This is a genomic window from Streptomyces sp. NPDC016677 (genome assembly GCF_055562815.1).
The window spans coordinates 817,765-839,193 of sequence record NZ_JBVHEO010000002.1 but is presented as its reverse complement, the minus strand read 5'-3'; the positions used below and the strand labels follow the sequence as shown (position 1 = coordinate 839,193).

Here is a 21,429-nt window from a genome sequence, read left to right as displayed (position 1 = left end):
CAGATCTTCGTACCCCAAGGAGTCGATCCACCATGGCGAGCGATGCGCCCACCGGCCATGTATCCGATCTCGACTGGCTGATGAGCGGCCTCGTGCAGCGGGTGCCGCACACCTCCAGCGCGGTGCTCCTGTCCTGCGACGGACTGGTGAAGTCCGTCCACGGCCTCGACGCCGACAGCGCCGACCACATGGCCGCGCTGGCCTCCGGCCTCTACTCCCTCGGCCGCAGCGCCGGAATCCGCTTCGGCGACGGCGGCGACGTACGACAGGTCGTGGTCGAACTCGACTCGACGCTGCTGTTCGTCACCACCGCGGGCTCCGGCACCTGTCTCGCCGTACTGGCCGGCCGCGAGGCCGACGCGGCGGTCCTCGGCTACGAGATGGCGATGCTCGTCAAGAGCGTCCGCCCCTACCTGGTGACCGCGCCCCGCCAGCACGCCCTCGGGTCCCCGGCCGGCCCGCCGTCCCCGTCGATCCCGTCGGTTCCGTCGGCCCCGGCTTCCCCGGCGATGAGGCCTTGAGCGTGGCGACGGCCGGCGACGGGCCGTGGCTGGACGAAGCGGCCGGGCGCCTGGTGCGCCCCTTCACGGTCAGCAACGGCCGCACCCGGCCCACCGTCGCCCTCGACCTGATGTCGCAGGTGATGACCACCGGGGCCACCCCCCTCGGCTACCTCGGCCCGGAGCACACACAGGCCCTCGGCCTGTGCCGCGCTCCCGTCCCGGTCGCCGAGGTGGCCGCCCAACTGAGGCTGCCGGTGGCGGTCACCAAAGTGCTGCTGGCGGACCTCGTCGACTGCGGCGCGCTGACCACCAAGCCACCCGCCGCGTTCCACCACGACCCCACGGACCGGGCCCTTCTGGAGGCAGTGCTCGATGGACTACGACGACAGCTCTGACTACGACGAGAGCGCCGACGGCGGCGACCCGTTCCCCACGGCGCTGAAGATCCTGGTGGCGGGCGGGTTCGGCGTGGGCAAGACCACCTTCGTCGGCGCGGTCAGCGAGATCGCGCCGCTGAGCACCGAGGAACTGCTCACCACCGTCAGCGCCGCGACCGACAACCTCGACGGGATCGAGAACAAGCTGGAGACCACCGTGGCCATGGACTTCGGCCGCATCACCCTCGACGCGCGGCACGTGCTGTACCTGTTCGGCACCCCCGGCCAGGAACGGTTCTGGTTCATGTGGGACGAACTGTGCGAGGGCGCGCTCGGCGCGGTCGTCCTCGCCGACACCCGGCGCCTGGAGGAGTCCTTCGCCGCCATCGACTTCTTCGAGCAGCGCGGACTGTCCTTCATCGTCGCCGTCAACGAGTTCGACGGCGCCCACCGCTACGACACCGAGGAGGTGCGCACCGCCATCGACCTGCCCGAGGAGGTCCCGATCGTCCGCTGCGACGCCCGGATCTCCAGCTCCGGCGTACAGACCCTGCTCACCCTCGTACGCCATCTCATCGCCCACACGCCGGCGCCCGCCGCGGGGCACGGCGCCGGAGCCCGCCCATGAGCTACGACCCGCCGCGCCCGGCCGGACGGCTGCTGCTCACCCCCGAGGACCGGGAGGCCCCCGCGCGGGTACGGCGGCTGCGGCAGTTGGGCCTGGGGGAGCGCCGGGACCCCGCCCTCGACGCCTTCGCGGACCGGCTCGCCGGCCTGGCCGAGGCGCCGTACGCCATGGTCAACTTCCTGCTGGAGAACGGGCAGTTCTTCGCCGGACTGCGTGTCCCCCCGGTCCCGCCGGCGGACGCCGGCACCCTGCCCGAGTTCGCCCGGGTCCAGCCCCGGGACCACGGGTTCTGCCCCCATGTGGCCGCCCGGCGGCGGGCGTTGGCCCTGGAGGACGTCCGCGACTATCCGCGGTTCGCGGGCAACCCGGTCGTCGACACCTTCGGCATCCGCTCCTACCTGGGCGCCCCGCTCATCGACAGCACCGGGACGGTGCTGGGGGCGGTGAGCGTCGCCGACGTACGGCCCAGACCCTGGGGGAGGGCCGGGCTGGAGACGATCAAGGCGACGGCGGCGGACCTGATGGGCCGGATCGAGCGGAGCGCGGCCGACGGCCTGCCGCTGTGAGGTGCCACCGCGCCGGGGTGTGAAGGAAAGCTGCGGCGGCGGTTAAGAAAACCTCGATGGACGGGCGACGCGCGGTGGGGCAGATTGCTGGGCGATCACCTCGTTTCCCCGGACGCGGGCCGCTTCGGCGTGCCCGGCGCCGGGGCCCACCCTCAGGAGCCGTGGCGTTGAAAGCGCTGGTCAAGGAGAAGGCGGAGCCCGGTCTGTGGCTCACGGACGTCCCCGAGCCCGCCGTCGGACCCGGTGACGTCCTCATCAGGGTGCTGCGCACCGGGATCTGCGGCACCGACCTGCACATCCGGGCCTGGGACGGCTGGGCGCGCGGGGCCGTGAGCGCCCCGCTGGTCCTCGGGCACGAGTTCGCCGGCGAGGTCGTGGAGACCGGCCGGGACGTCACCGACATCGCGGCCGGCGACCTGGTCAGCGGCGAGGGCCACCTCGTGTGCGGGAAGTGCCGCAACTGCCTGGCCGGGCGGCGCCACCTGTGCCGGTCCACCGTCGGGCTCGGCGTCGGCCGGGACGGGGCGTTCGCGGAGTACGTGGCGCTGCCCGCGGCCAACGTGTGGGTGCACCGCGTCCCCGTCGACCTCGACGTGGCGGCCATCTTCGACCCGTTCGGCAACGCCGTGCACACCGCCCTGTCCTTCCCGCTGGTCGGCGAGGACGTCCTGATCACCGGCGCCGGACCGATCGGTCTGATGGCCGCCGCCGTCGCCCGGCACGCCGGCGCCCGCCACGTGATGATCACCGACGTCAGTGAGGAACGGCTGGAGCTGGCCCGCCGGGTCGGCGCGAGCCTCGCCCTGAACGTCACCGGGGCGGCCATCGCGGACGGGCAGCGGGAACTGGGCCTGCGCGAGGGCTTCGACATCGGCCTGGAGATGTCCGGCCGCCCCGAGGCCCTGCGCGACATGCTCGCCAACATGACCCACGGCGGCCGGATCGCGATGCTGGGCCTGCCGTCCGAGGAGTTCGCGGTCGACTGGGCCCGCGTCGTCACCTCGATGATCACGATCAAGGGCATCTACGGCCGGGAGATGTTCGAGACCTGGTACGCGATGTCGGTGCTGCTGGAGGGCGGCCTCGACCTCGCCCCCGTGATCACCGGCCGGTACTCCCACCGCGACCACGAGGCCGCGTTCGCCGACGCCGCGAGCGGACGCGGCGGCAAGGTCGTCCTCGACTGGACCGTCTGACACCCCGACCCTTCCCCTGGAGCCCCGATGTACGACTCCGTGCGCGACGACCTGCGCGCCACCCTCGACGAGATCCGCGCCGCCGGCCTGCACAAGCCCGAGCGCGTCATCGGCACCCCGCAGTCGGCCACGGTCGCCGTCACCGCCGGCGGCCGTCCCGGCGAGGTCCTCAACTTCTGCGCCAACAACTACCTCGGCCTCGCCGACCACCCCGAGGTGATCGCCGCCGCCCACCGGGCCCTGGACCGCTGGGGCTACGGCATGGCCTCCGTCCGCTTCATCTGCGGCACCCAGGAGGTGCACAAGGAACTGGAGGCCCGGCTCTCCGCCTTCCTCGGCCAGGAGGACACCATCCTCTATTCCTCCTGCTTCGACGCCAACGGCGGCGTCTTCGAGACGCTCCTCGGCCCCGAGGACGCGGTCATCTCGGACGCCCTCAACCACGCCTCCATCATCGACGGCATCCGCCTGTCCAAGGCCCGCCGCCTCCGCTACGCCAACCGTGACCTCGCCGACCTGGAACGGCGGCTGAAGGACGCCTCCGACGCGCGACGGCGCCTGATCGTCACCGACGGCGTGTTCTCGATGGACGGGTACGTGGCGCCGCTCGCCGGCATCTGCGACCTGGCCGACCGCTACGACGCCCTGGTCATGGTCGACGACTCGCACGCCGTCGGCTTCGTCGGCCCCGGCGGGCGCGGCACCCCCGAGCTGCACGGCGTCATGGACCGCGTCGACATCCTCACCGGCACCCTCGGCAAGGCCCTCGGCGGCGCCTCCGGCGGATACGTCGCCGCCCGCGCCGAGATCGTCGCGCTGCTGCGCCAGCGGTCCCGGCCGTACCTCTTCTCCAACACCCTCGCCCCGGTGATCGCCGCCGCGTCCCTCAAGGTCCTCGACCTCCTGGAGTCCGCCGACGACCTGCGCGTCCGGCTCACCGAGAACACCGCGCTGTTCCGCCGCCGGATGACCGAGGAGGGCTTCGAGGTCCTCCCCGGCGACCACGCCATCGCGCCGGTGATGATCGGCGATGCGGCGCGGGCCGGCCGGCTGGCCGAGCTGCTGCTGGAGCGCGGCGTGTATGTGATCGGCTTCTCCTACCCGGTCGTCCCGCAGGGGCAGGCCCGTATCCGTGTGCAGCTCTCCGCCGCGCACTCCACCGAGGACGTGCACCGCGCGGTGGACGCCTTCGTGGGGGCACGGGCGGAACTCGATGCCTGAGCTGGGAGAATCGACGGCATGATCGAAGCGCGGCGGCTGCACATCCTGCGGGCGCTGGCCGACCACCGCACGGTGACCGCGGCCGCCGCCGCGCTCTACCTCACCCCCTCGGCGGTCTCCCAGCAGCTCGCCGCCCTGGAGCAGGAGACCGGCCACCGCCTGGTCGAGCGCGGCGCCAAGGGCGTACGGCTCACCCCGGCCGGCGAGATCCTGCTCGGCCACACCAACGCCGTCCTCGCCCAGCTGGAGCGGGCCGAGGCCGAGCTGGCCGCGTACGCCTCGGGCGAGGCCGGCACGGTCACCGTCGCCTCGTTCGCGACCGGCATCGCCCAGGTCGTCGCGCCCGCGCTGACCGGCCTCGCCCGCAGCGCGCCCGGCATCCGGCTGCGGGTCCAGGACGCCGAGGGCGACGCCAGCGTGCCGATGGTGCTGGACCGGCAGGTCGACGTGGCCGTCGCCGTCGAGTACCGCGGGGCGCCGCCCGCCGACGACCCGCGGCTGACCCACGTCCCGCTGTACGCCGAGCCGTTCGACGCGGTGGTGCCGGTCACCCACCGGCTCGGTGAGGCCGCCGAGGTGCCGCTCGCGGAGCTGGCCAAGGACCCGTGGATCGGGCCGTATCCCGGCAACCCCTGTCACGACGTGGTGATGCTGGCCTGCGAGAGCGCCGGGTTCCAGCCCCGCCCCGAGCACTCCTCGGACGACTTCCGCGCGGTGGTCGCCCTCGCCTCGGCCGGGGCGGGCGTGGCCCTCGTCCCGCGCTCGGCGCTGCGCGGCATGGACCTCACCGGTGTGGTCGTCCGGCCGGTCGACGGGGTCGCGCCCACCCGCCGGGTCTTCGCGGCCGTACGCCGGGGCGCGGAGGAGCATCCGCTGATCCGCCCGGTACTGGACGCGCTGGAGACGGCGGCGCGGGACTGAGCGTCCCGTAACACGGCTGTCTCATATCCGGGATACCGTCCCGGATATGAGACAGCGTACTGAGGGCACGGCCCCGGACCCGGTGGACGTCCGGCTCGGCACCCGCCTGGCCGAGCTGCGCGCCGAACGCGGCTGGTCCCTGGACGACCTGGCGGAACGCACCGGCGTGAGCCGCTCCACCCTCTCCCGTGCCGAACGGGCCGAGATCAGCCCCACCGCCGCCCTCCTGAACCGTCTGTGCGCGGTCCACGGACGGACCATGTCCCAGTTGCTCGGCGAGGTCGAGGCCCGGCCCGCCCCTGTGGTCCGGGCCGCCGACCAGCAGGTCTGGACGGACCGCGCCGCCGGCTTCGTACGCCGGTCGGTGTCGCCGCCGCACGCCGGTCTGCGCGGCGAACTGGTGGAGGGCCGGCTCGCCGCCGGCGCCGATCTGGCGTACGACCGGCCGCCCGTACCCGGTCTGGAACAGCACATCTGGGTGCTGGAGGGGGAGCTGGAGGTGACGGCGCAGGACACCGCCCACCGCCTGGACGCCGGTGACTGTCTGCGGCTGCGTGTCTGGGGGCCGACCCGGTTCCGGTGCCCCGGGCCGGGCGACGCGCGGTACGTGCTGGCGGTGGTGCTGCCATGACGGCGACCCGGCTGGACGCGACCCGGCTCGCCGACGCGGCGGGGGAGTTGGCCGACCTGCTGACCGACACCGTGCGCGGCGGCGCCTCGGTCGGCTTCCTCGCCCCGCTCGACCGGGCCGAGGCCCTCGCCTGGTGGCGGTCGCGGGCCGACGCGGTGGCCGCCGGCGGCCTCGCCGTGTGGGTGACGCGTGAGGACGGACGGGTGACCGGCACCGTCGGTCTCGTCCTGCCCGACAAGCCCAACAGCCGCCACCGCGCCGAACTCGTCAAGCTGATGGTGCACCCCCGCGCCCGCGGCCGGGGCCTCGGCCGCACTCTCCTGCACACCGCCGAACGCGCCGCCGCCGCGGCCGGCATCACCCTGCTCCACCTGGACACCGAGACCGACAGCCCCGCCGAACACCTGTACCGCTCGGCGGGCTGGACCAGGGCCGGAGTGATCCCCGACTACGCCGCGAACCCGGACGGCGTCCTGCGGCCCACGACGCTGTACTTCAAACACGTCGGACCGCCGCCCGGCTGAACCGGGCTCAGGAAGCGCGCCGCGCGGCCCACACCATGCGCTCGGTGCGCACCGTCAGGTCGTCGCGGCGCAGGATGCCGCGCGGATCGTCGGTGTCGAGCAGCCGGTCGAGGGCGGTGAGGTCCTCGGCCGCCAGCGTCCCGGCGGCGGCGCCGCGCAGGCGGCGCAGGCCGGCGAGGGCGTAGCGGCCGACCGCCTCGGTGTGCGGCGGGCCGACGTTCACGGTGACGGTGCGTTCGGCCTCGACGGTGAAACCGGCGGCGGTGAGCTTGGCTCCCCAGTCGGCGCCGCGGTGCGGCACGTGCTCGGCGTGGTGCCGGTCGAGCACGGCGTGGCAGCGTTCCTCCAGCCCGGGACGGTCCTCGGGGGCGTCCGCGGGCAGGAACCGGGGGAACCCGGCCAGTTCGACGACGGCGAACAGCCCGCCCGGCGCCAGCAGGTCACGCACCCGGCGCAGGGTGCGGTCGGGATCGGCCATGTGGTGCAGGGAGGCGGACGCCCAGACCAGTTCGGGCGCGCCGATGCCGGGCCAGGGGGCGTCCAGGTCGGCCTGGACGGTGCGCACCCGGTCGGCCGCACCGGTCGCGGCGGCCTTCTCCCGCAGACGGCTCAGATGGCCGGCCGAGGCGTCGACGGCGGTCACCTCGGCCTCGGGGAAGCGGTCGAGCAGGGCGAAGGTGCCGGCCCCGGTCCCGCAGCCCAGGTCCACGATGTGCCGGGGAGGGGCGGTGACGGGCAGCCACGCGGTGATGGCGCCGAGGTGCTCGGCGAGCACCTCGGCGTCCAGGTCGAGGATCTCCGCCTGGCCGTCGGAGTCGTGGCCCGCGCACGGGGAGGTGTGTGTCATACCGGCCACGCTAGGAGAACCGCCGGCGTACGGCGTGGTCGCTTCCCGGAAGGGCAAGACGATGGCCGCCCGGCGTGCCTGGCACGCAAGAAGCCCCTGGTCCGCGGCCCCTCCTCACGGGGACGGGCGCCCGGCCTCCACCTCCGTCTCGGCGCGCTGGTGGCCGCGGCGGGCGTCACGGTCGAAGATGCCCAGGACGTCGCACGGCCCGCCCTCGGCGCCGAGGGCGTGCGGGAGCATCGTCGGGAACTCCGCGGCCTGGTTGGTCTCCACCCGGATGCGCCGGTCGCCCAGGAGCAGGACGGCGGTACCGGAGAGCACGACGAGCCACTCCCGGCCGGGATGGGCGCGCATGCGCGCGGGACTGTCGGGCGGCGGGTCCGTCAGACGCTGGCGTACGACGCTCAGCCCCGGGTCGGCGCGGAGGGCCCACCGCATCCGCTGATGGGCCGCGTCGATCGTCGGGCTGGAGATCACGTCGTCGGCGGCGGTCTCGACCAGCTGGTCGAGCGAGGTGTCCAGGGCGCGGGCGAGGGTGACGAGCTGGTCCAGCGCGAGGCGGCGCCGGCCGTTCTCGATGCGGCTGAGGGTGGAGGGGCTGAGCCGGGCGCGGCCGGCCAACTCGTCCAGGGACCAGCCCTGCGCCACGCGCAGGGCGCGGATCCGGGCGCGTACGAGACCGTCGAGGTCACCCGAGAATTGCGTCATGGGCACAAGGGTATGCGCCACCGGCAAGATCATCGGTGGTGGGGGAACCGGGGCCGACGGGTCGCCGCTCCGGACCGGCTGTCAGTGGCACGGGCTACGGTGCCTGACATGCCGGACGCCGAAGACGTACGCCGTATCGCCCTGTCCCTGCCGGACACCACGGAGAAGATCGCCTGGAGCATGCCGACCTTCCGGGTCGCGGGCAAGATGTTCGCCACGCTGCCCGAGGACGAGACGTCCATCGCCGTGCGCTGCCCCAAGGAGGAGCGGGACGAACTGGTCCTCGCCGAGCCGCACAAGTTCTGGATCGCCGGGCACGAGGCCCAGTTCGCCTGGGTGCGGGCCCGGCTGGCCGCGCTGGAGGGCGAGGACGAGCTGCGGGACATCCTCGCCGACTCCTGGCGCCAGGCCGCCCCGTCCGCCCTGCTGGGGAGCCACCCCCGGCTGGGCCTGCCGCCCACCGGCTGACGCCCCGCCCCCGGTCAGCTCCGCGCCGCCGCCCCGAGGAAGCCGCCGATCCGCTCCCGCAGCGACCGGGCGTCCAGTCCGTGAGCGGCGGCGTGCTCCTCGACGTCCCCGTACCGCCGCAGTTCGCGCCGGCCGACCCCCAGGCCCAGCACCCGGTGCGGTACGTCGGACAGCGCCTCGTTCACGGCCGCCGCCGACGTACCCGCGAGGTACGGCTCGACCAGGACCACGTCGGCCCGCGCCGCCCGCACGGCCCGGCGCAGCGTCCCGGCGTCGAAGGGGCGGACCGTGGTGGCGTACAGCACGGTGACGTCGAGTCCCTGCGTGGCGGCGAGCACGCCGTCCAGCACCGGCCCGACGGCGACGACCACGCCCGAACCGCCCTCGCGCACGACACGGAACCGCTCCCCGTCGACCGGCAGCCCGTCGGCGTTCGACTGCACCGACAGCCGTACGTACACCTTGTCGTCCCCGGCGGCGACCGCGTGCCGCAGCAGGGTCTCGGCCTCGTCCGGATGCCCGGGGACGTGCACCGTCCAGCCGTCCAGGGTGTCGAGCAGCGCCACGTCACCGGGCGCCATGTGGGTGTATCCGCCGGCCGGCCAGTCGAAGGACGCGGCGGCGCTGACCAGCACCGCGCCCGCGTCCTGATGGCCGAGGTCCAGTTTGACCTGCTCGAAGGGCCGCTCCACGAGGAAGCTGGCGAAGGTGTGCACGACGGGCCGCAGCCCGGTCAGCGCCAGCCCCGCGGCGGCACCGACGAGCAGCTGCTCGCGGATGCCGACGTTGATCACCCGGTCGGGGTGGCGGCGCCCCGCCTCCGCGAAGCCGTCCGCGCCGATCTCGGCGAGGACCACGGCGACGCGCGGGTCCTCGTCGAGCAGCCCGGAGACGACGGGGGCGAAACGGTCACGCATGGTGTCCATGGGAAGTCCTTCGGAAAAAGGGATCATGAGCGGGTCAGGCGGACTTCGGCTCCACCCGGGCCACCACCACGTGCGGGCGGCCCGGATGCGGCGCGGTGAACGCCGCGTACAGCTCCTCGTGGTCCCGGCCGTCGACGGTCGCCGTCGACCAGCCCGCGGCCTCGAAGCGGGCCGCGATGCCGCCGGTCCGGGCGTGCAGGGCGGAGGCGTTGTCGACGACGACGGTGTGCAGCCGCTCCAGGCCGACGGCCCCGGCGAAGGCGATCGCCTCGTGATTGCTGCCCTCGTCCAGCTCCGCGTCCCCGGTCAGCACCCACACCCGGGGCTCGCCGCGCCCCTGGGCGCGCAGCCCCAGCGCCGTCCCGACGGCGATCGGCAGCCCGTGCCCCAGCGACCCGCTGCCGATCTCCACCCCCGGCACCAGGGTCCGGTCGGGGTGGTGTCCGAGCGGCGAGTCGTAGGAGCCGAAGCCGTCCAGCCAGTCCACGGGCACGAAGCCCTTGACGGCGAGCACGGCGTAGTACGCCATCGGCCCGTGCCCCTTCGACAACAGGAACCGGTCCCGCCCGGGGTCGTCCCGGCGCTCCGGGCCGACCCGGAGCACCCGGTCGTAGAGCACCCACAGCACGTCCAGGGTGGACGTCGCGGCGGGCCCGTGCTTCTCGTCCCCCGTCATCAGGGCCATCAGGCCCGGCAGGTCGGCGTACCCGTAGGCACGCCTGCGTTCCCCGGTCGTCTTCGTCATACGGACGAGCGTGCTACCTCAACCTAACTTGAGGTCAAGCGGTGAAGGGTGCGGTACGGGAAAGGGATGCGCGACCACCGTCCCGAGTGCGGTATGGTTTTCCTGCACGCCCTGCCGGGGAAACCCCAGGTCAGGCGGGCAACGGGACGTGGCGCAGCTTGGTAGCGCACTTGACTGGGGGTCAAGGGGTCGCAGGTTCAAATCCTGTCGTCCCGACTTGAGAGAGTCGCGGGTCAGAGGGTCCGCCGGAGCAATCCGGCGGACCCTCTGCGGCATGTCTTGGGGGCCATGTGGGGACCAGGCGGTCTAGCGGGCGCGGCGGGGACCTGCTGGCAGGGTCGGCAGGGTTTTCGGGGCGCGGACCATGCCCGGCGATCTCGCGTAGGACGTGGACGGGGACGTCGGCGTCGGCGAACCAGGTGAGTCCGGTGTGGCGCAGGTCGTGGCGGCGCAGGTGTTCGTGGCCGAGTTCGGTGACGACGGTGTCCCAGTGGGTGGCGTCGCGCAGGACGGCGGTGGAGATGCGTCCGCCGCGGGGTCCGGTGAACAGGCGGGCGTCGGGGTCGGGGCCGGCGGTGAGCAGGCGTTGGGCGACCAGGGGGCGGATCTCCTCGATGAGGGGGACCTTGCGGGCGCGTTTGCCTTTGGTGGCTTTGTCGGTGAGGCCGCCGGGGGCGGGGGTGGTCTGGCGGCGGACGGTCCAGATCCAGGTGGTGGGGTCGATGTCGCCGAGGCGGACGCCCGAGACCTCGCCGATGCGGGCGGCGGTGCATCCGGCGAACAGGACGACGTCTCCCCAGCCCTGGTAGTTGCCGTGGGAGCGCTCGACGAGGGCGTGGGCGAGGCGTTGGAGGGCGGCGAAGTCGGGGAGGGCGAGGGAGCGGGGGTCGTCGAGTTCGTCCTGGGCCTGTTTGTACTGGGCTTGCCAGCCGGTGATGCGGGCGGGGTTGGTGGTGATCAGGCCGTCGCGGACGGCTTGTTCCATGACGCGGACAAGGACGGCGATGCTGTTCTTGACGACCGAGCGGGAGAGTTCGTCGGCGATCCAGGTGTGGACGGTGCGGTCGACGGCGCCGTTGGTGATCATGCGGACGGGCAGGTGGCTGAGGGCGGGGACGACGCGTCGGCGCCAGCCGGCGAGGTAGGGGTCGTGAGTTTTCAGTTCCAGGCCGCGCAGGGCGAGGGGCATGGTGGTGTTGCCGTAGTCGGCCAGGGTCATGGTGGCGAGGCCGGGGGAGATGCCGGCCTGGGCGGCCTCTTTGAGGCTCTTGATCCAGTTGTGGGCGTCGTCCTCGGCTGCCTGGCCCTCGGAGAGGGTGACGCGTCTGCCGGTGGCGGGGTCGGTCCAGCGGGCGCGGGCGCGGTAAGGGGAGGGCCGGTCGGGGCGGTGCTCGATGTCGGAGGAGAGCCGGACCCCGAGCGGGATGTGTGCGGCTCGTTCCATCAGCGCCCGTCCGGGGGACGGTGCGGTGCCGGCGGAGCCACTGTTCCACGTCGCGGTCGCTGTAGAGGACGACGCGTTCGGACAGTCGGACGAAGGGCGGGCCCTGCGGCGGGCGAGCGGTGCGCCAGCGGCGCACGGTCGAGGGATCCACGTTCAGCAGCCGGGCGAGTTGCTCGGTGCTGCTCCAGCCTCCTGTGAGGAGGTCCTGGGGCGGTGTGTCCGTGGTGGCGTGCTGATTGGGAGTAACGGGGGTCATGGGCTCCGGGCGGGGTGGTGGGGATGCCCTTGGACGGGCGTGGGTGCTTCGCGGCGTGTGGGGGCAGAGTGGGGATACGAGGCAGGGTTTCCAGTGAGAGAGCGTGGCCGGCTCTCAGGCGAGACCAGAGGGTGACAGGTACTCCGACTGTCGGTCGGTGCTGGCAGTGTTTGAGCAGGCTACGGCTCGTGCGGTGGCACCGGGGTGGTTGGCCGATGGGTCAAGGTCGGGCAGGACTTGCTGGCCGGTCGGCGGTCGCGTTGAGCGGACGCAGTGCGGCGACCTGTCAATGATCTGCGGCAACGCCGGTTTGCCCAACCGGCGATCATGAGTTATGTTCTCGGCCGCTATGCAGCTCGGACGGGCACCGGTGGGGTCGCATAGCGGGGCCGCGTGCGGTTGACCGAGCGATCATTGAGCGCAGGGAACGGCAAGGTCGGTGAACCGGATGGTGCAGTGCCATCGTGGTCGGCGCGGCAATATGGTGGCCCGACCGCACGTTCAGAGACAGCGCAGGACGGCTCGCGCTGAGGCGTGGTCCGACGCCCTGTACCCCGCTAAAGGGTCGTGCACGCTGAGCCGGGGTCGAGAACGAGGGGTTACCAGTCGCTGGGCGCCCGGTTGCTGGTGATGATCAGGAAGCGGCCCTGTCGCTGAGCGTCTCGGCGACGTACTCTCGCAGATTCATCACGCACCTGCCCAGGTGTCCCGCGTGTACGACTTAGCAGATCCTGGGGGTTAGCAGGGACGCGGTGGCCTACGTACTCAGCCAGTTGCCAGCTGTTCTCCCGGCCCACCGGGCCGAGTACGCAGTTCGCGTAGGTTCGCATCTGCCACCGTAGGTCCATCCGCCCGAACCGATGACCGACCCGAGCGAGCATTCTTTCAGTTCCGCAGACCAGACGTCGGGATGCACACCCTGCATGACAGATGCAACGGACCGCGACGTGGCGGTTACGAACCTCCGGCAGCCGAATAGCCGTTCCTCTGTAAGGAGGGCTACCCGTGAAGCAACTACATGAAATCAGCAGTCATGCTTGGTAAATCCGCAGGCCAGGAAGTGTTGGCCCCGCGCTCGCGGGAATGCTCCGCGCCTTTCGACATGGTTCCCCGTTTCCTGACGTTCCAGGACGTCCCGGGGGTCGCCTTACGCGGAGGTCAGATGGGACCGATCCAGTCCACTACGGTCGCGGCGAACTCCTGGGGCACCTGCTCAGGTGCCGCCACGTGCCCGTCGGACAGCACTCTGGTCGGGCAGCCGAGCGCTGCTGCGAACTTGGCCAGGGACGGGAGGGAAAAGTGGTCGTCGGGCGCGCACACCGCGAGCGTGCGTGCGGTGATCTGTGACAGGCGGGGCTCCATGACATAGCGGCGTACCGCCTCATGGCCCTCCTCGACGCGGTCGAGGACGGTCAGCGCGTCCACGACGTACCGCCCCAGAGCCGCCTCCTCGCCGGGACGGTAGAAGGCGCGGCGCTTGTCCCACAACTCCCGCAGATGCGTGCCGTCCGGCGCGGGGTCGACATGGTCGACGCGTCCGTGGGTGGCCGTGCTGGCGCGCTTCTCGTCGTCGACGAATGAGGTCGCGGACAGCATGAGGCTGGCCACGCGATTCCGGAGGCGCGCTGCCAGCTCGACGGCGATCACCCCGCCCGTGTGGTGCCCGACCAGGTGGAACCGGTCCAGGCCGAGTGCTTCGACCAGTTCCTCCGCCGCGTCCGCGAAGCGTTCGACGGTGTGCGGCCCGGTGGGCCGCGCGGATGCTCCATAGCCCAGCGTGTCCATGGCGATCGCCCGGTACCGTTCTCCGACCAGAGGGAGTACATCCAAGTACTCCGTCCAGGAGCGGGGCGTCTGGTGGAGCAGCAGCACGGGCTCGCCGTCACCGCACTCCACGTAGTGCAACTGACCGAAGCGGCTGGGCGCATAGCCCTTCCGCAAGGTGGTCGTATGCGTCTTGTTCCTCATGCGCGGGTCCCTTTCGCCCGTGCCGTCAGGTCGAGAGCGATGTCCGTGATCATGTCCTCCTGGCCGCCGACCATCCCGCGCCGCCCCACCTCGACGAGGATGCTGCGGGTGTCCAGGCCGTAGCGGGTGGCGGCGGCCTCCGCGTGGCGCAGGAAGCTGGAGTACACGCCCGCGTAACCGAGGCTCAGCGTCTCCCGGTCCACACGGACGTCGCGGTCCTGCAGTGGACGGACGAGATCGTCGGCAGCGTCCATCAGGGGGAACAGGTCGCAGTGGTGCTCCCATCCCATCAGGTCGGCGACGGCGACGAACGCCTCGAGAGGACAGTTGCCCGCGCCCGCGCCCTGCCCGGCGAGGGAGGCGTCGACGCGGGTGACGCCCTCCTCCACGGCGACGACCGTGTTGGCGACTCCGAGGGCGAGGTTGTGGTGGGCGTGGATGCCCAGTTCGGTGGCGGGGTCGAGGGCGTCGCGGTAGGCGCGGAAGCGGTCGCGCACACCGTCCATGGTGAGCCGGCCGCCCGAGTCGGTGACGTAGACGCAGTGCGCGCCGTAGGACTCCATCAGCTTGGCCTGACGGGCCAGTTCGGCGGGCTCGGCCATGTGGGACATCATCAGGAACCCGGCGACGTCCATGCCCAGTTCGCGCGCGGCGGCGATGTGCTGGGCGGCGATGTCGGCCTCGGTGCAGTGCGTGGCGACGCGCACCGAGCGGATGCCGAGCGCGTGGGCCTGCCTGAGGTCGTGGATGGTGCCGATGCCGGGGAGGAGGAGCGTGGTGGGGATCGCGGTGTTCGTGGCGTGGACGACGGCCTCGATCCACTCCCAGTCGGTGTGCGCGCCGACACCGTAGTTGACGCTGGAGCCCGCGAGCCCGTCACCGTGCGCGATCTCGATGGCGGCGACCCCGGCGGCGTCGAGGGCGGCGGCGATGGCGCGGGCCTGGCCGACGGTGTAACGGTGGCGTACGGCGTGCATGCCGTCGCGCAGGGTGACGTCCTGGACGTAGAGACTGGTCACTTGGTGGCCTCCGTCGCGTGGTGCGCGGCCATGCGCTCGGCGGTGCGCAGAGCGGCCGACGTCATGATGTCGAGGTTCCCGGCGTACGCGGGCAGGTAGTGAGCGGCGCCCTCGACCTCCAGGAACACCGACACCTTCAGTGCCTCGCCGGTCCCGGCCGGTGCGAGGGCGTGCAGCGGGTCGCCCGGGCGGACCGCCTCGTACTGCACCTTCTGCTTGAGGCGGTATCCAGGCACGTACGCCTGAACCCGGCCGACCATGTCCTCGACCGAGGCGGTGACGGTCTCTTCGGCGCAGGCGGTGACGACACAGTGCACGGTGTCCCGCATGATCAGCGGGGGCTCGGCCGGGTTGAGGACGATGATCGCCTTGCCGCGTGCGGCGCCGCCGACCTGCTCGATGGCGGAGGAGGTCGTCTCCGTGAACTCGTCGATGTTCGCTCGGGTGCCGGGACCCGCCGAGCGCGAGGAGATGGAGGCGACGATCTCGCCGTAGTGGACGGGGGTGACCGCGTTGACGGCGGCGACGACCGGGATGGTGGCCTGACCGCCGCAGGTGACCATGTTGACGTTCGGGGCATCCAGGTGGGCTTCGCCGTTGACCGGAGGGACGACGTAGGGGCCGACGGCCGCCGGAGTCAGGTCGATCAGCGTACGTCCCAGGGGGCGCAGGACGTCCTCGTGGTGGCGGTGGGCGCCGGCCGAGGTGGCGTCGAAGACGTACTCCACGTCCGCGAACTCGTCCATCCGCAGCAGGCCCTCGACACCCTCATGAGTGGTGGCGACCTTCAGGCGGCGGGCGCGGGCCAGCCCGTCCGAGTCCGGGTCGATGCCGGCCATCGCGGCGATCTCCAGCGTCTCGGACAGCCGGAGCACCTTGATCATCAGGTCGGTTCCGATGTTGCCGGAGCCGATGACGGCGACCTTCGTACGGCCGCTCGGGGCATGCGTGGCACTCATGCGGCGCCTCCTTCCGGTGCGAACCGCACGCTGATGCGGCCCAGTTGACTGATGCGTGCCTCGAAGCGGTCGCCGGGCGAGGCGACGGCCATCGGACCGAGCGCCCCGGTGAGCACGACGTCACCCGCGCGCAGCGGGTCCCCCGCGACGGCCAGCGTCGAGGCGAGCCAGGCGGCGGCGTTGAGCGGGCCGCCCAGGCAGTCGGCGCCCGTTCCCTCGGACACCGGTTCGGCCGAGCCGTCGCGCGTCATGGTCATCCGCACGGCACGCAGGTCCAGGCCCGACAGTGGCACGGGTGTGCCGCCGAGCACGTAGAGGCCGCTGGAGGCGTTGTCGGCGACGGTGTCGACGATGGTGATGTCCCAGTCGGCGACGCGGCTGTCCACGATCTCCAGGGCGGCGAGCGCGAAGTCGGTCGCCCGGATCACGTCCGCCACCGTGCAGTCCCGGTGCGGCAGGTCCGCGCCGAGCACGAGCGCGACCTCCGCCTCGACCTTCGGCTGGATGAGCCGGCCGGCCGTGACGGTGCCGCCGTCGGGGACGGCCATGTCGGCGAAGAGCGTGCCGAAGTCCGGCTGACCGACGCCGAGTTGCGTCTGGACGGCGGGGGAGGTCAGCCCGATCTTGCGTCCGGCGACGCGGCGTCCCGTGGCCAGGCCCCGCTCGACGTTGAGGTGCTGAACACCGTACGCGGCGCCGATGTCGCCCTCGGGGAGCAGGGACCGTACGGGGGGACAGGGCTCGCCCGTGCGCTCGGCGGCCAGCAGGGCATCGGCCGCCTTCGTCGCGTCGGCGGCGCTCACCGGGCGCTCACCAGCGGAGTGTCGACACCCAGCGGGCCCAGTGGCGTCGCCCCGCCGGGGGTACCGAGCGCGCTGTCCCGGCCGGGGAGGACCTCCGTGAAGAAGCGCCGGTTGTCCTCGCGGAAGTCGGGGTCCGCCTTGCGGTCCACCGTGATCGCCTGCTCGGGGCAGGCGACTTCGCAGGCCCCGCAGTCGATGCACTCCATGGGGTTGATGTAGAGCTTGCGCTCGCCCTCGTAGATGCAGTCGACCGGGCACTCCTCCATGCAGGACCGGTCCATGATGTCGACGCAGGACGCGCCGATGACGTACGCCATGGTGTTCAGTGCTCCTTCTCGGTGGAGTGCCCGGGGAACAGGGCCGCCTCCGGGTCGATGACGGTGGCCGCGTTGTTGACGGCGGTGGCGGCCTCGCCGAAGCCGACCGAGATGAGGCGGACCTTGCCGGGGTAGTCGGTGATGTCGCCCGCGGCGAAGACCCGGGGCAGGTTGGTCGCCATGTGGGTGTCGACGGTGATCTTCCGGGCGTTGAGGTCAAGGCCCCAGTGCTGAAGGGGGCCGAGGTCGGCGAGGAAGCCGAGCGCGGCGACCACGGCCTGGGCCGGGACGAGACGGGTCTCCTTGGTCGTGCGGTGCCGGATCTCCGCCTGTACCACCCGCTCCGCGCCGATGAGCCGGTTCACCTCGCTGTCCGTGACGATCTCCACCCCGAGAGCGCGGACCTTCTCCACGGACGCCGTGTGGGCGCGGAAGCGGGCGGTGCGGTGCACGAGGGTGACCGACCTGGCGATCGGCGCGAGGAGGGCCGCCCAGTCGAAGGCGCTGTCGCCTCCGCCGACGACCACCAGGTCCTGGCCCGCGTGCACGGACGGGTCCGGCACGAAGTAGGCGAGGCCGCGCCCGAGGAACTCCTCCCCGGCGGGCAGCGGGCGGGGGGTGAACGTCCCCACGCCGCCGGTGATGACGACGGCCCTGGCCCGCACCGTCGCCCCGTGATCACTGCGGACGACCGGCAGTCCGCCGGCGTCGTGCGTCAACTCGGCGGCCCGGTGGCCCAGGAGGTAGCGCGGGGAGTACGGCTCGGCCTGCGCGACAAGACCGTCCACCAGATCGCGGCCGCGTACGGACAGGAAGCCGGCGATGTCGAAGATCGGCTTCTCGGGGTACATCGCGCTGATCTGCCCCCCGAGCTGCGGGAGCACGTCCATGACGGTGACGGTCAGGCCGCGGAACCCGGCGTAGTACGCGCCGTAGAGGCCCGCCGGACCGGCGCCGATGATCAGGACGTCGGTGGTCAGGACGCCGGTGTCGTCGGTGAGTTGGCTCATGGGGTGAGCGTAGGAACGAGGTGGCGGTTCTCCCTATGGAGTCGTTCCGGTGAGCAGGACGGCCGCGCTGCTCGGCCTCGAGACGCGGCGAGGGGCCCGCCGTCCGGCGGGCCCCTTCGTGTTCGTATCGCGTGTCCTACGTCTCCGCTCCCGCCTGTCCGGCTGGGCTCAGGCCAGTGACCGGCTGATGCCCAGCGCGGCCGTCCGCAGCGCGGTCGCGTACCCCACCGCGTCCATCCGGTAGGTGGGCGCCGTGATGGACAACGCGCCCACCAGCGTGGCGCTGCCGGCGAACACCGGGACGGCCAGACTCGCGTAACCGAGTCTGATCTCCTCGGACTCCAGAACGATGCCTTCCTCCCGGATCCGGTCGAGCTGGGCGCGCAGGCGGCCCGGTGAGACCACAGTGTGCCTGGTGATCGGCTTGAGGCCGCCCCGCACCACCTCGACGAAGAGGGACGGCGGCGAGTACGCGAGGATCGCCTTGCCGGTGCCCGTGCAGTACAGCGGGAGCCGTCCCGCCACCCGTGACTCGGCGTTCAGCCCGCGGTGCGGGAAGATCTTGTCCAGGTAGACGACGTCCAGGCTGTCGTGGATGGCGAAGTGGATGGTCTCCCTGGTGATCAGGAGAAGATCCTCCATGTACGGCTGCACGGCCTCGCGCAGGATGCGCTGGCGGTGCACCCGCTGCCCCAGCTCGAACAGGCGCAGACCGAGCCGGTAGTCACACCCCTCTCGCTCCAGCAGCCCCCAGCTGACCAGTTCCTGGGCCAGCCGGTGCACCGTGGCCTTGGCCGCCCCCGATCGGCGCACCAGCTCTGCGAGCGAGAGGGCGGCGTCGTCGGAGGTGAACGCCTCCAGGATCGGACGGACCTTCCCCAGCACGGAGTTCATGGGGTCGGCGCCGCCCGCGGAACCGCCCGGAACCGCCTCGGTCCCCGGCGCCGCATGGTGTGCGGAGAACACGCAGTCGTGCGGCACCGGGCCGGCGAGAGAGTGATCACCGGCCCTCTCCACCCCGGCCGGCGCTGTCATGCCGACTGCCCCGCGTCCACGGCTGCCGGGTCGATGACCGCGACGCCCATGCCGGTGAGCCACTCGGGCATCGGCTCGTACGCCAGGCGCCGTGCGGGCGCGTGGTCGAGGGCTGCGGCCATCAGGAGCCAGGTCCGCAGCTCCTGCGCGCCGTTGCCCGCGGCCTTCTCCAGTTCCTCGGTCGTGTACGCGGTGAGGCGGTGGGCCTCGCCGCGTTCGAGGAGGGTGAGGAACTCGTGGTCGAACTCCGGGGTGAGGGACGCCTCGGCGGCCCGGATGATTTCGCGGCGACGCGCGTCGTAGTCCTGCCAGTTCTCGCGGCCGTTGAGCCACGCGCCGACCATGAACTCCTCGTCGTCGCCGTGCGGCTCGCGCCAGTCCGGCCAGGGCAGCCGGTGCGAGAGCCCGCCCGAGCCGACCACCGCGACGCGCCGGTCGCCGGGAAAGGCGAGCACGGCCTCGCGGATGGCGCGGCCCAACTCCTCGCACCGCGCCAGGGTCGGCAGCGGATGAGCGAAGACGTTCACCACCAGGGGCACGATCTCCACGTCGAGCCCGTCGAGGAGGTACTGGATGGCGTGCGACTGCCCGTGGTCGATCTGGAGCCGGGCGGAGAACGCCGGATCGAACCGCCCGCCCTCCACCAACGAGTCGGCGATGTGCTGCGCGAGCGGGACGTCCACCGGCTGCGGGCCCTTCGGCGTCCCGGACTCGCCGCTCGCGATGCATTCCCCCACACCGAGGGTGAACGCCGGGATCAGATCGAGCCAGAACCCGCGGAAGTGGTTCGAGCCGATCAGGACGACGGTGTCGGGGCGGGTTCGGGCCAGTTCCGCGCGAGCCGCGCCGAGCGCGTCACGGAAGCGTTCGGCGCGGTCCTTGTGGAGGGTCTCCTCCCAGTGCGTGTTCATCAGCGTGCTGTGGGAGGCCCCCACACCGAACACGATCTCGCTCATGCCGTTGCTCCTTCCGGTTCCACGGCGGAGGCGCACTCCTCGTGGGAACGGGTGACGGTGTCGACCGCGGTGCGGATCAGGTGGCGGGTCAGTCTCTGCGTCTCCCGTACGGAGACGGTGTTCATGCCGCGGGCGAAGTCGATGTCGAAGGGCGCCTCCGTCACCTTCGGCATGCCGACGCGGACGGTCGGGATGCCGCGTCCGCGCAGGATGTTGGCGTCTGTCGCCCCGCTGTTGCCGTTCACGACCTGATGCGGGCGCCCTTCCAGGGCCTCCCATCCGGCGACCGCGCTGCGGAAGATCCAGCTCTCCCGGCTGGTGCTGGTGCCCGGGATGGCGAGGACCATCTCGACGGTGGCGTCGAGCCCCGGCAGGGAGCGTCTCAGCTCCGCCACCGCCGCGGTGAACTCACGTTTGGCCTGCATGGGCGTCGTCCCGGGCGCGATCCGCAGGTCCACCCGCAGGGTGCAGGCCGCCGTGGTCACCGCGGCCATGCGCGGCCAGCCGCCCCGCACCGACGACACGATGCCCTGCGGCGCGACCGTGCCGGCGGTGTGCCGCTCCGCGTACTCGGCGAACCATCGCTCCAGGTGCCGTACGACGTCCCCGGTTCGGCTGATGGCGTTGTCATAGGGGAGCCGGTGGCGGGAGCCCACATAGGTGTGGGTCCCGTGCACCGTGACCTCGAACCACACCAGGCCGACCTCGTCCCACGACACGGTCCAGCCGGGCTTGGCGATGACGGCGTAGTCGGTCCACACCCCCTGTTCGAGGAGGAAGGAACAGCCCGTTCCCTGCCCGGTGTTGAGGCGTTCGCTGCCGGGCCGGGCGTTGGTGGGCATGCCGCCGGCGCCGAACGCGGCCACCAGGTTCCCCGTCAGGGGGACTCCGGCCAGGGCGATCGCCTCGGCGGCCATCATCACGCAGGCCGCGTGGCCCTTCGGGTTGGAGGCGCCGAGGCCGGTCACCAGGTCGTCGTAGACGGTGGCCGCAGGGCGCATGTCCTCGCGCAGCTCCGGGCCGATCCACGGTACGTCTTCGCTCTCGTCACCCACGGTGAGGGTGTCGATGGGCGCGTACAACATCAGGTCGGGCCCGGTGCCGTCCCCCTGGAGCCGGGCCCAGGCGTTCGCCTGGCGTTTGTCGAGGGGCTGACAGGCCGCGCGCAGGCCGACCGAGGCGAGGGTCCCGGCGATGTGTTCGGCGAGCGGCCGCTCCTCACCGGTCGGACTGGGGATGCCGACGAGGCCCACGATCAGCTCGCGCAGCCGTTCCTCGGTGACGTGCTGCCAAGCCTCCGTCACCCAGGTGCGCCGCCGGTCGTCGAGTCCGGCGAGTCCGTCGTCGGTGCTCACTGGTTGACCCGGTGGACCTGGGTCATCGTCGTCTGGGCGAAGCGCT

General features: G+C 72.3%; 24 protein-coding genes and 1 tRNA gene. 11 read left to right on the top strand and 14 right to left on the bottom strand.

What is annotated here, in order from left to right; translation table 11 throughout:
• Positions 1 to 32: 32 nt before the first annotated feature.
• The 9 genes from ACZ3IG_RS09050 to ACZ3IG_RS09010 all read left to right on the top strand — a co-directional run bounded on the left by ACZ3IG_RS09050 (position 33) and on the right by ACZ3IG_RS09010 (position 6,567).
• Complete coding sequence (locus tag ACZ3IG_RS09050) at positions 33 to 521, top strand: roadblock/LC7 domain-containing protein (protein WP_467430314.1); 489 nt, start codon at positions 33 to 35, stop codon at positions 519 to 521.
• A gap of 2 nt (positions 522 to 523) precedes the next feature.
• On the top strand, positions 524 to 898 hold the full coding sequence (locus ACZ3IG_RS09045; RefSeq protein ID WP_467430565.1) for a DUF742 domain-containing protein: 375 nt from the start codon (positions 524 to 526) through the stop codon (positions 896 to 898).
• Positions 876 to 1,508 carry a GTP-binding protein gene (locus tag ACZ3IG_RS09040; RefSeq protein WP_467430312.1) on the top strand — a complete coding sequence of 211 codons (633 nt, stop codon included), beginning with the start codon at positions 876 to 878 and terminating at the stop codon, positions 1,506 to 1,508. Before ACZ3IG_RS09045 ends, ACZ3IG_RS09040 begins: the two co-directional genes overlap by 23 nt.
• On the top strand, positions 1,505 to 2,074 hold the full coding sequence (locus ACZ3IG_RS09035; protein WP_467430311.1) for a GAF domain-containing protein: 570 nt from the start codon (positions 1,505 to 1,507) through the stop codon (positions 2,072 to 2,074). The genes ACZ3IG_RS09040 and ACZ3IG_RS09035 overlap by 4 nt, the downstream gene beginning before the upstream one ends.
• 167 nt (positions 2,075 to 2,241) lie before the next feature.
• On the top strand, positions 2,242 to 3,270 hold the full coding sequence (gene tdh, locus ACZ3IG_RS09030) for an L-threonine 3-dehydrogenase (RefSeq protein WP_467430564.1): 1,029 nt from the start codon (positions 2,242 to 2,244) through the stop codon (positions 3,268 to 3,270).
• A 27-nt stretch (positions 3,271 to 3,297) separates the two neighbouring features.
• Positions 3,298 to 4,491, top strand: a complete 1,194-nt coding sequence (locus ACZ3IG_RS09025; protein WP_467430309.1) for a glycine C-acetyltransferase — start codon at positions 3,298 to 3,300, stop codon at positions 4,489 to 4,491.
• Positions 4,492 to 4,509: 18 nt separating this feature from the next.
• Positions 4,510 to 5,412 carry a LysR family transcriptional regulator gene (locus tag ACZ3IG_RS09020; protein WP_467430308.1) on the top strand — a complete coding sequence of 301 codons (903 nt, stop codon included), beginning with the start codon at positions 4,510 to 4,512 and terminating at the stop codon, positions 5,410 to 5,412.
• Between the two features lie 46 nt (positions 5,413 to 5,458).
• A complete protein-coding gene (locus tag ACZ3IG_RS09015) occupies positions 5,459 to 6,043 on the top strand; it encodes a helix-turn-helix domain-containing protein (protein ID WP_467430306.1) in 585 nt (194 codons plus the stop codon).
• Positions 6,040 to 6,567 (top strand): GNAT family N-acetyltransferase, encoded by a 528-nt coding sequence (locus ACZ3IG_RS09010; protein WP_467430304.1) that lies wholly within the window; start codon positions 6,040 to 6,042, stop codon positions 6,565 to 6,567. The genes ACZ3IG_RS09015 and ACZ3IG_RS09010 overlap by 4 nt, the downstream gene beginning before the upstream one ends.
• Positions 6,568 to 6,574: 7 nt before the next feature.
• Here ACZ3IG_RS09010 and ACZ3IG_RS09005 read toward each other — a convergent pair whose 3' ends face one another.
• Together ACZ3IG_RS09005 and ACZ3IG_RS09000 are read right to left on the bottom strand one after the other, a co-directional pair.
• A complete protein-coding gene (locus ACZ3IG_RS09005; protein WP_467430303.1) occupies positions 6,575 to 7,414 on the bottom strand; it encodes a class I SAM-dependent methyltransferase in 840 nt (279 codons plus the stop codon).
• 114 nt (positions 7,415 to 7,528) lie between these two features.
• Entirely contained in the window at positions 7,529 to 8,122 is a 594-nt protein-coding gene (locus tag ACZ3IG_RS09000; protein WP_467430301.1) for a helix-turn-helix domain-containing protein, read from the bottom strand.
• A 108-nt stretch (positions 8,123 to 8,230) separates the two neighbouring features.
• Here ACZ3IG_RS09000 and ACZ3IG_RS08995 point away from each other — a divergent pair, with 108 nt between their 5' ends.
• Complete coding sequence (locus ACZ3IG_RS08995) at positions 8,231 to 8,590, top strand: MmcQ/YjbR family DNA-binding protein (RefSeq protein WP_467430299.1); 360 nt, start codon at positions 8,231 to 8,233, stop codon at positions 8,588 to 8,590.
• A gap of 14 nt (positions 8,591 to 8,604) precedes the next feature.
• Here ACZ3IG_RS08995 and ACZ3IG_RS08990 read toward each other — a convergent pair whose 3' ends face one another.
• Together ACZ3IG_RS08990 and ACZ3IG_RS08985 are read right to left on the bottom strand one after the other, a co-directional pair.
• On the bottom strand, positions 8,605 to 9,516 hold the full coding sequence (locus tag ACZ3IG_RS08990; protein WP_467430298.1) for a transketolase family protein: 912 nt from the start codon (positions 9,514 to 9,516) through the stop codon (positions 8,605 to 8,607).
• A gap of 34 nt (positions 9,517 to 9,550) precedes the next feature.
• The gene (locus ACZ3IG_RS08985; RefSeq protein WP_467430295.1) at positions 9,551 to 10,261 is read right to left on the bottom strand and encodes a transketolase; all 711 of its coding nucleotides are present in this window, start codon (positions 10,259 to 10,261) and stop codon (positions 9,551 to 9,553) included.
• A gap of 142 nt (positions 10,262 to 10,403) precedes the next feature.
• On the opposite strand from ACZ3IG_RS08985, the gene ACZ3IG_RS08980 reads away from it, so the two are divergent.
• A tRNA-Pro gene (locus ACZ3IG_RS08980) sits at positions 10,404 to 10,477 on the top strand.
• Here ACZ3IG_RS08980 and ACZ3IG_RS08975 read toward each other — a convergent pair.
• The 10 genes from ACZ3IG_RS08975 to ACZ3IG_RS08930 form a co-directional block, all read right to left on the bottom strand.
• The gene (locus tag ACZ3IG_RS08975) at positions 10,443 to 11,705 is read right to left on the bottom strand and encodes a tyrosine-type recombinase/integrase (RefSeq protein ID WP_467430293.1); all 1,263 of its coding nucleotides are present in this window, start codon (positions 11,703 to 11,705) and stop codon (positions 10,443 to 10,445) included. The genes ACZ3IG_RS08980 and ACZ3IG_RS08975 overlap by 35 nt on opposite strands.
• A 1,414-nt stretch (positions 11,706 to 13,119) precedes the next feature.
• Entirely contained in the window at positions 13,120 to 13,929 is an 810-nt protein-coding gene (locus tag ACZ3IG_RS08970; RefSeq protein ID WP_467430292.1) for an alpha/beta fold hydrolase, read from the bottom strand.
• Positions 13,926 to 14,948, bottom strand: a complete 1,023-nt coding sequence (gene dmpG / locus ACZ3IG_RS08965) for a 4-hydroxy-2-oxovalerate aldolase (protein ID WP_467430290.1) — start codon at positions 14,946 to 14,948, stop codon at positions 13,926 to 13,928. Before dmpG ends, ACZ3IG_RS08970 begins: the two co-directional genes overlap by 4 nt.
• Positions 14,945 to 15,907, bottom strand: a complete 963-nt coding sequence (locus ACZ3IG_RS08960; protein ID WP_467430289.1) for an acetaldehyde dehydrogenase (acetylating) — start codon at positions 15,905 to 15,907, stop codon at positions 14,945 to 14,947. Before ACZ3IG_RS08960 ends, dmpG begins: the two co-directional genes overlap by 4 nt.
• Positions 15,904 to 16,710, bottom strand: coding sequence for a 2-keto-4-pentenoate hydratase (locus ACZ3IG_RS08955; protein WP_467430288.1), 807 nt, complete (start codon positions 16,708 to 16,710; stop codon positions 15,904 to 15,906). Before ACZ3IG_RS08955 ends, ACZ3IG_RS08960 begins: the two co-directional genes overlap by 4 nt.
• Complete coding sequence (gene fdxA, locus ACZ3IG_RS08950) at positions 16,707 to 17,027, bottom strand: ferredoxin (RefSeq protein ID WP_467430287.1); 321 nt, start codon at positions 17,025 to 17,027, stop codon at positions 16,707 to 16,709. The genes ACZ3IG_RS08955 and fdxA overlap by 4 nt, the downstream gene beginning before the upstream one ends.
• A gap of 5 nt (positions 17,028 to 17,032) precedes the next feature.
• Positions 17,033 to 18,037 (bottom strand): NAD(P)/FAD-dependent oxidoreductase, encoded by a 1,005-nt coding sequence (locus ACZ3IG_RS08945; RefSeq protein ID WP_467430285.1) that lies wholly within the window; start codon positions 18,035 to 18,037, stop codon positions 17,033 to 17,035.
• A 168-nt stretch (positions 18,038 to 18,205) separates the two neighbouring features.
• Positions 18,206 to 18,931, bottom strand: coding sequence for an IclR family transcriptional regulator (locus ACZ3IG_RS08940; protein WP_467430283.1), 726 nt, complete (start codon positions 18,929 to 18,931; stop codon positions 18,206 to 18,208).
• Positions 18,932 to 19,068: 137 nt separating this feature from the next.
• Positions 19,069 to 20,028, bottom strand: a complete 960-nt coding sequence (locus tag ACZ3IG_RS08935) for a DODA-type extradiol aromatic ring-opening family dioxygenase (RefSeq protein ID WP_467430282.1) — start codon at positions 20,026 to 20,028, stop codon at positions 19,069 to 19,071.
• Entirely contained in the window at positions 20,025 to 21,383 is a 1,359-nt protein-coding gene (locus ACZ3IG_RS08930) for a M20 family metallopeptidase (RefSeq protein ID WP_467430280.1), read from the bottom strand. Before ACZ3IG_RS08930 ends, ACZ3IG_RS08935 begins: the two co-directional genes overlap by 4 nt.
• Positions 21,384 to 21,429: the final 46 nt, after the last annotated feature.

Excerpts from the sequence above, each read along its gene's own strand:
- ACZ3IG_RS09040 (WP_467430312.1), top strand. The coding sequence starts at position 876 with ATGGACTACGACGACAGCTCTGACTACGACGAGAGCGCCGACGGCGGC.
- ACZ3IG_RS09015 (WP_467430306.1), top strand. The coding sequence starts at position 5,459 with ATGAGACAGCGTACTGAGGGCACGGCCCCGGACCCGGTGGACGTCCGG.
- ACZ3IG_RS09020 (WP_467430308.1), top strand. The coding sequence starts at position 4,510 with ATGATCGAAGCGCGGCGGCTGCACATCCTGCGGGCGCTGGCCGACCAC.
- ACZ3IG_RS08990 (WP_467430298.1), bottom strand. The coding sequence starts at position 9,516 with ATGGACACCATGCGTGACCGTTTCGCCCCCGTCGTCTCCGGGCTGCTC.
- ACZ3IG_RS08945 (WP_467430285.1), bottom strand. The coding sequence starts at position 18,037 with ATGAGCCAACTCACCGACGACACCGGCGTCCTGACCACCGACGTCCTG.
- ACZ3IG_RS08995 (WP_467430299.1), top strand. The coding sequence starts at position 8,231 with ATGCCGGACGCCGAAGACGTACGCCGTATCGCCCTGTCCCTGCCGGAC.
- ACZ3IG_RS09025 (WP_467430309.1), top strand. The coding sequence starts at position 3,298 with ATGTACGACTCCGTGCGCGACGACCTGCGCGCCACCCTCGACGAGATC.
- ACZ3IG_RS08975 (WP_467430293.1), bottom strand. The coding sequence starts at position 11,705 with ATGGAACGAGCCGCACACATCCCGCTCGGGGTCCGGCTCTCCTCCGAC.
- ACZ3IG_RS08985 (WP_467430295.1), bottom strand. The coding sequence starts at position 10,261 with ATGACGAAGACGACCGGGGAACGCAGGCGTGCCTACGGGTACGCCGAC.
- ACZ3IG_RS09050 (WP_467430314.1), top strand. The coding sequence starts at position 33 with ATGGCGAGCGATGCGCCCACCGGCCATGTATCCGATCTCGACTGGCTG.
- fdxA (WP_467430287.1), bottom strand. The coding sequence starts at position 17,027 with ATGGCGTACGTCATCGGCGCGTCCTGCGTCGACATCATGGACCGGTCC.
- ACZ3IG_RS09000 (WP_467430301.1), bottom strand. The coding sequence starts at position 8,122 with ATGACGCAATTCTCGGGTGACCTCGACGGTCTCGTACGCGCCCGGATC.
- ACZ3IG_RS08960 (WP_467430289.1), bottom strand. The coding sequence starts at position 15,907 with ATGAGTGCCACGCATGCCCCGAGCGGCCGTACGAAGGTCGCCGTCATC.
- ACZ3IG_RS09035 (WP_467430311.1), top strand. The coding sequence starts at position 1,505 with ATGAGCTACGACCCGCCGCGCCCGGCCGGACGGCTGCTGCTCACCCCC.
- ACZ3IG_RS08935 (WP_467430282.1), bottom strand. The coding sequence starts at position 20,028 with ATGAGCGAGATCGTGTTCGGTGTGGGGGCCTCCCACAGCACGCTGATG.
- ACZ3IG_RS08940 (WP_467430283.1), bottom strand. The coding sequence starts at position 18,931 with ATGAACTCCGTGCTGGGGAAGGTCCGTCCGATCCTGGAGGCGTTCACC.
- ACZ3IG_RS09005 (WP_467430303.1), bottom strand. The coding sequence starts at position 7,414 with ATGACACACACCTCCCCGTGCGCGGGCCACGACTCCGACGGCCAGGCG.
- ACZ3IG_RS09010 (WP_467430304.1), top strand. The coding sequence starts at position 6,040 with ATGACGGCGACCCGGCTGGACGCGACCCGGCTCGCCGACGCGGCGGGG.
- ACZ3IG_RS08970 (WP_467430292.1), bottom strand. The coding sequence starts at position 13,929 with ATGAGGAACAAGACGCATACGACCACCTTGCGGAAGGGCTATGCGCCC.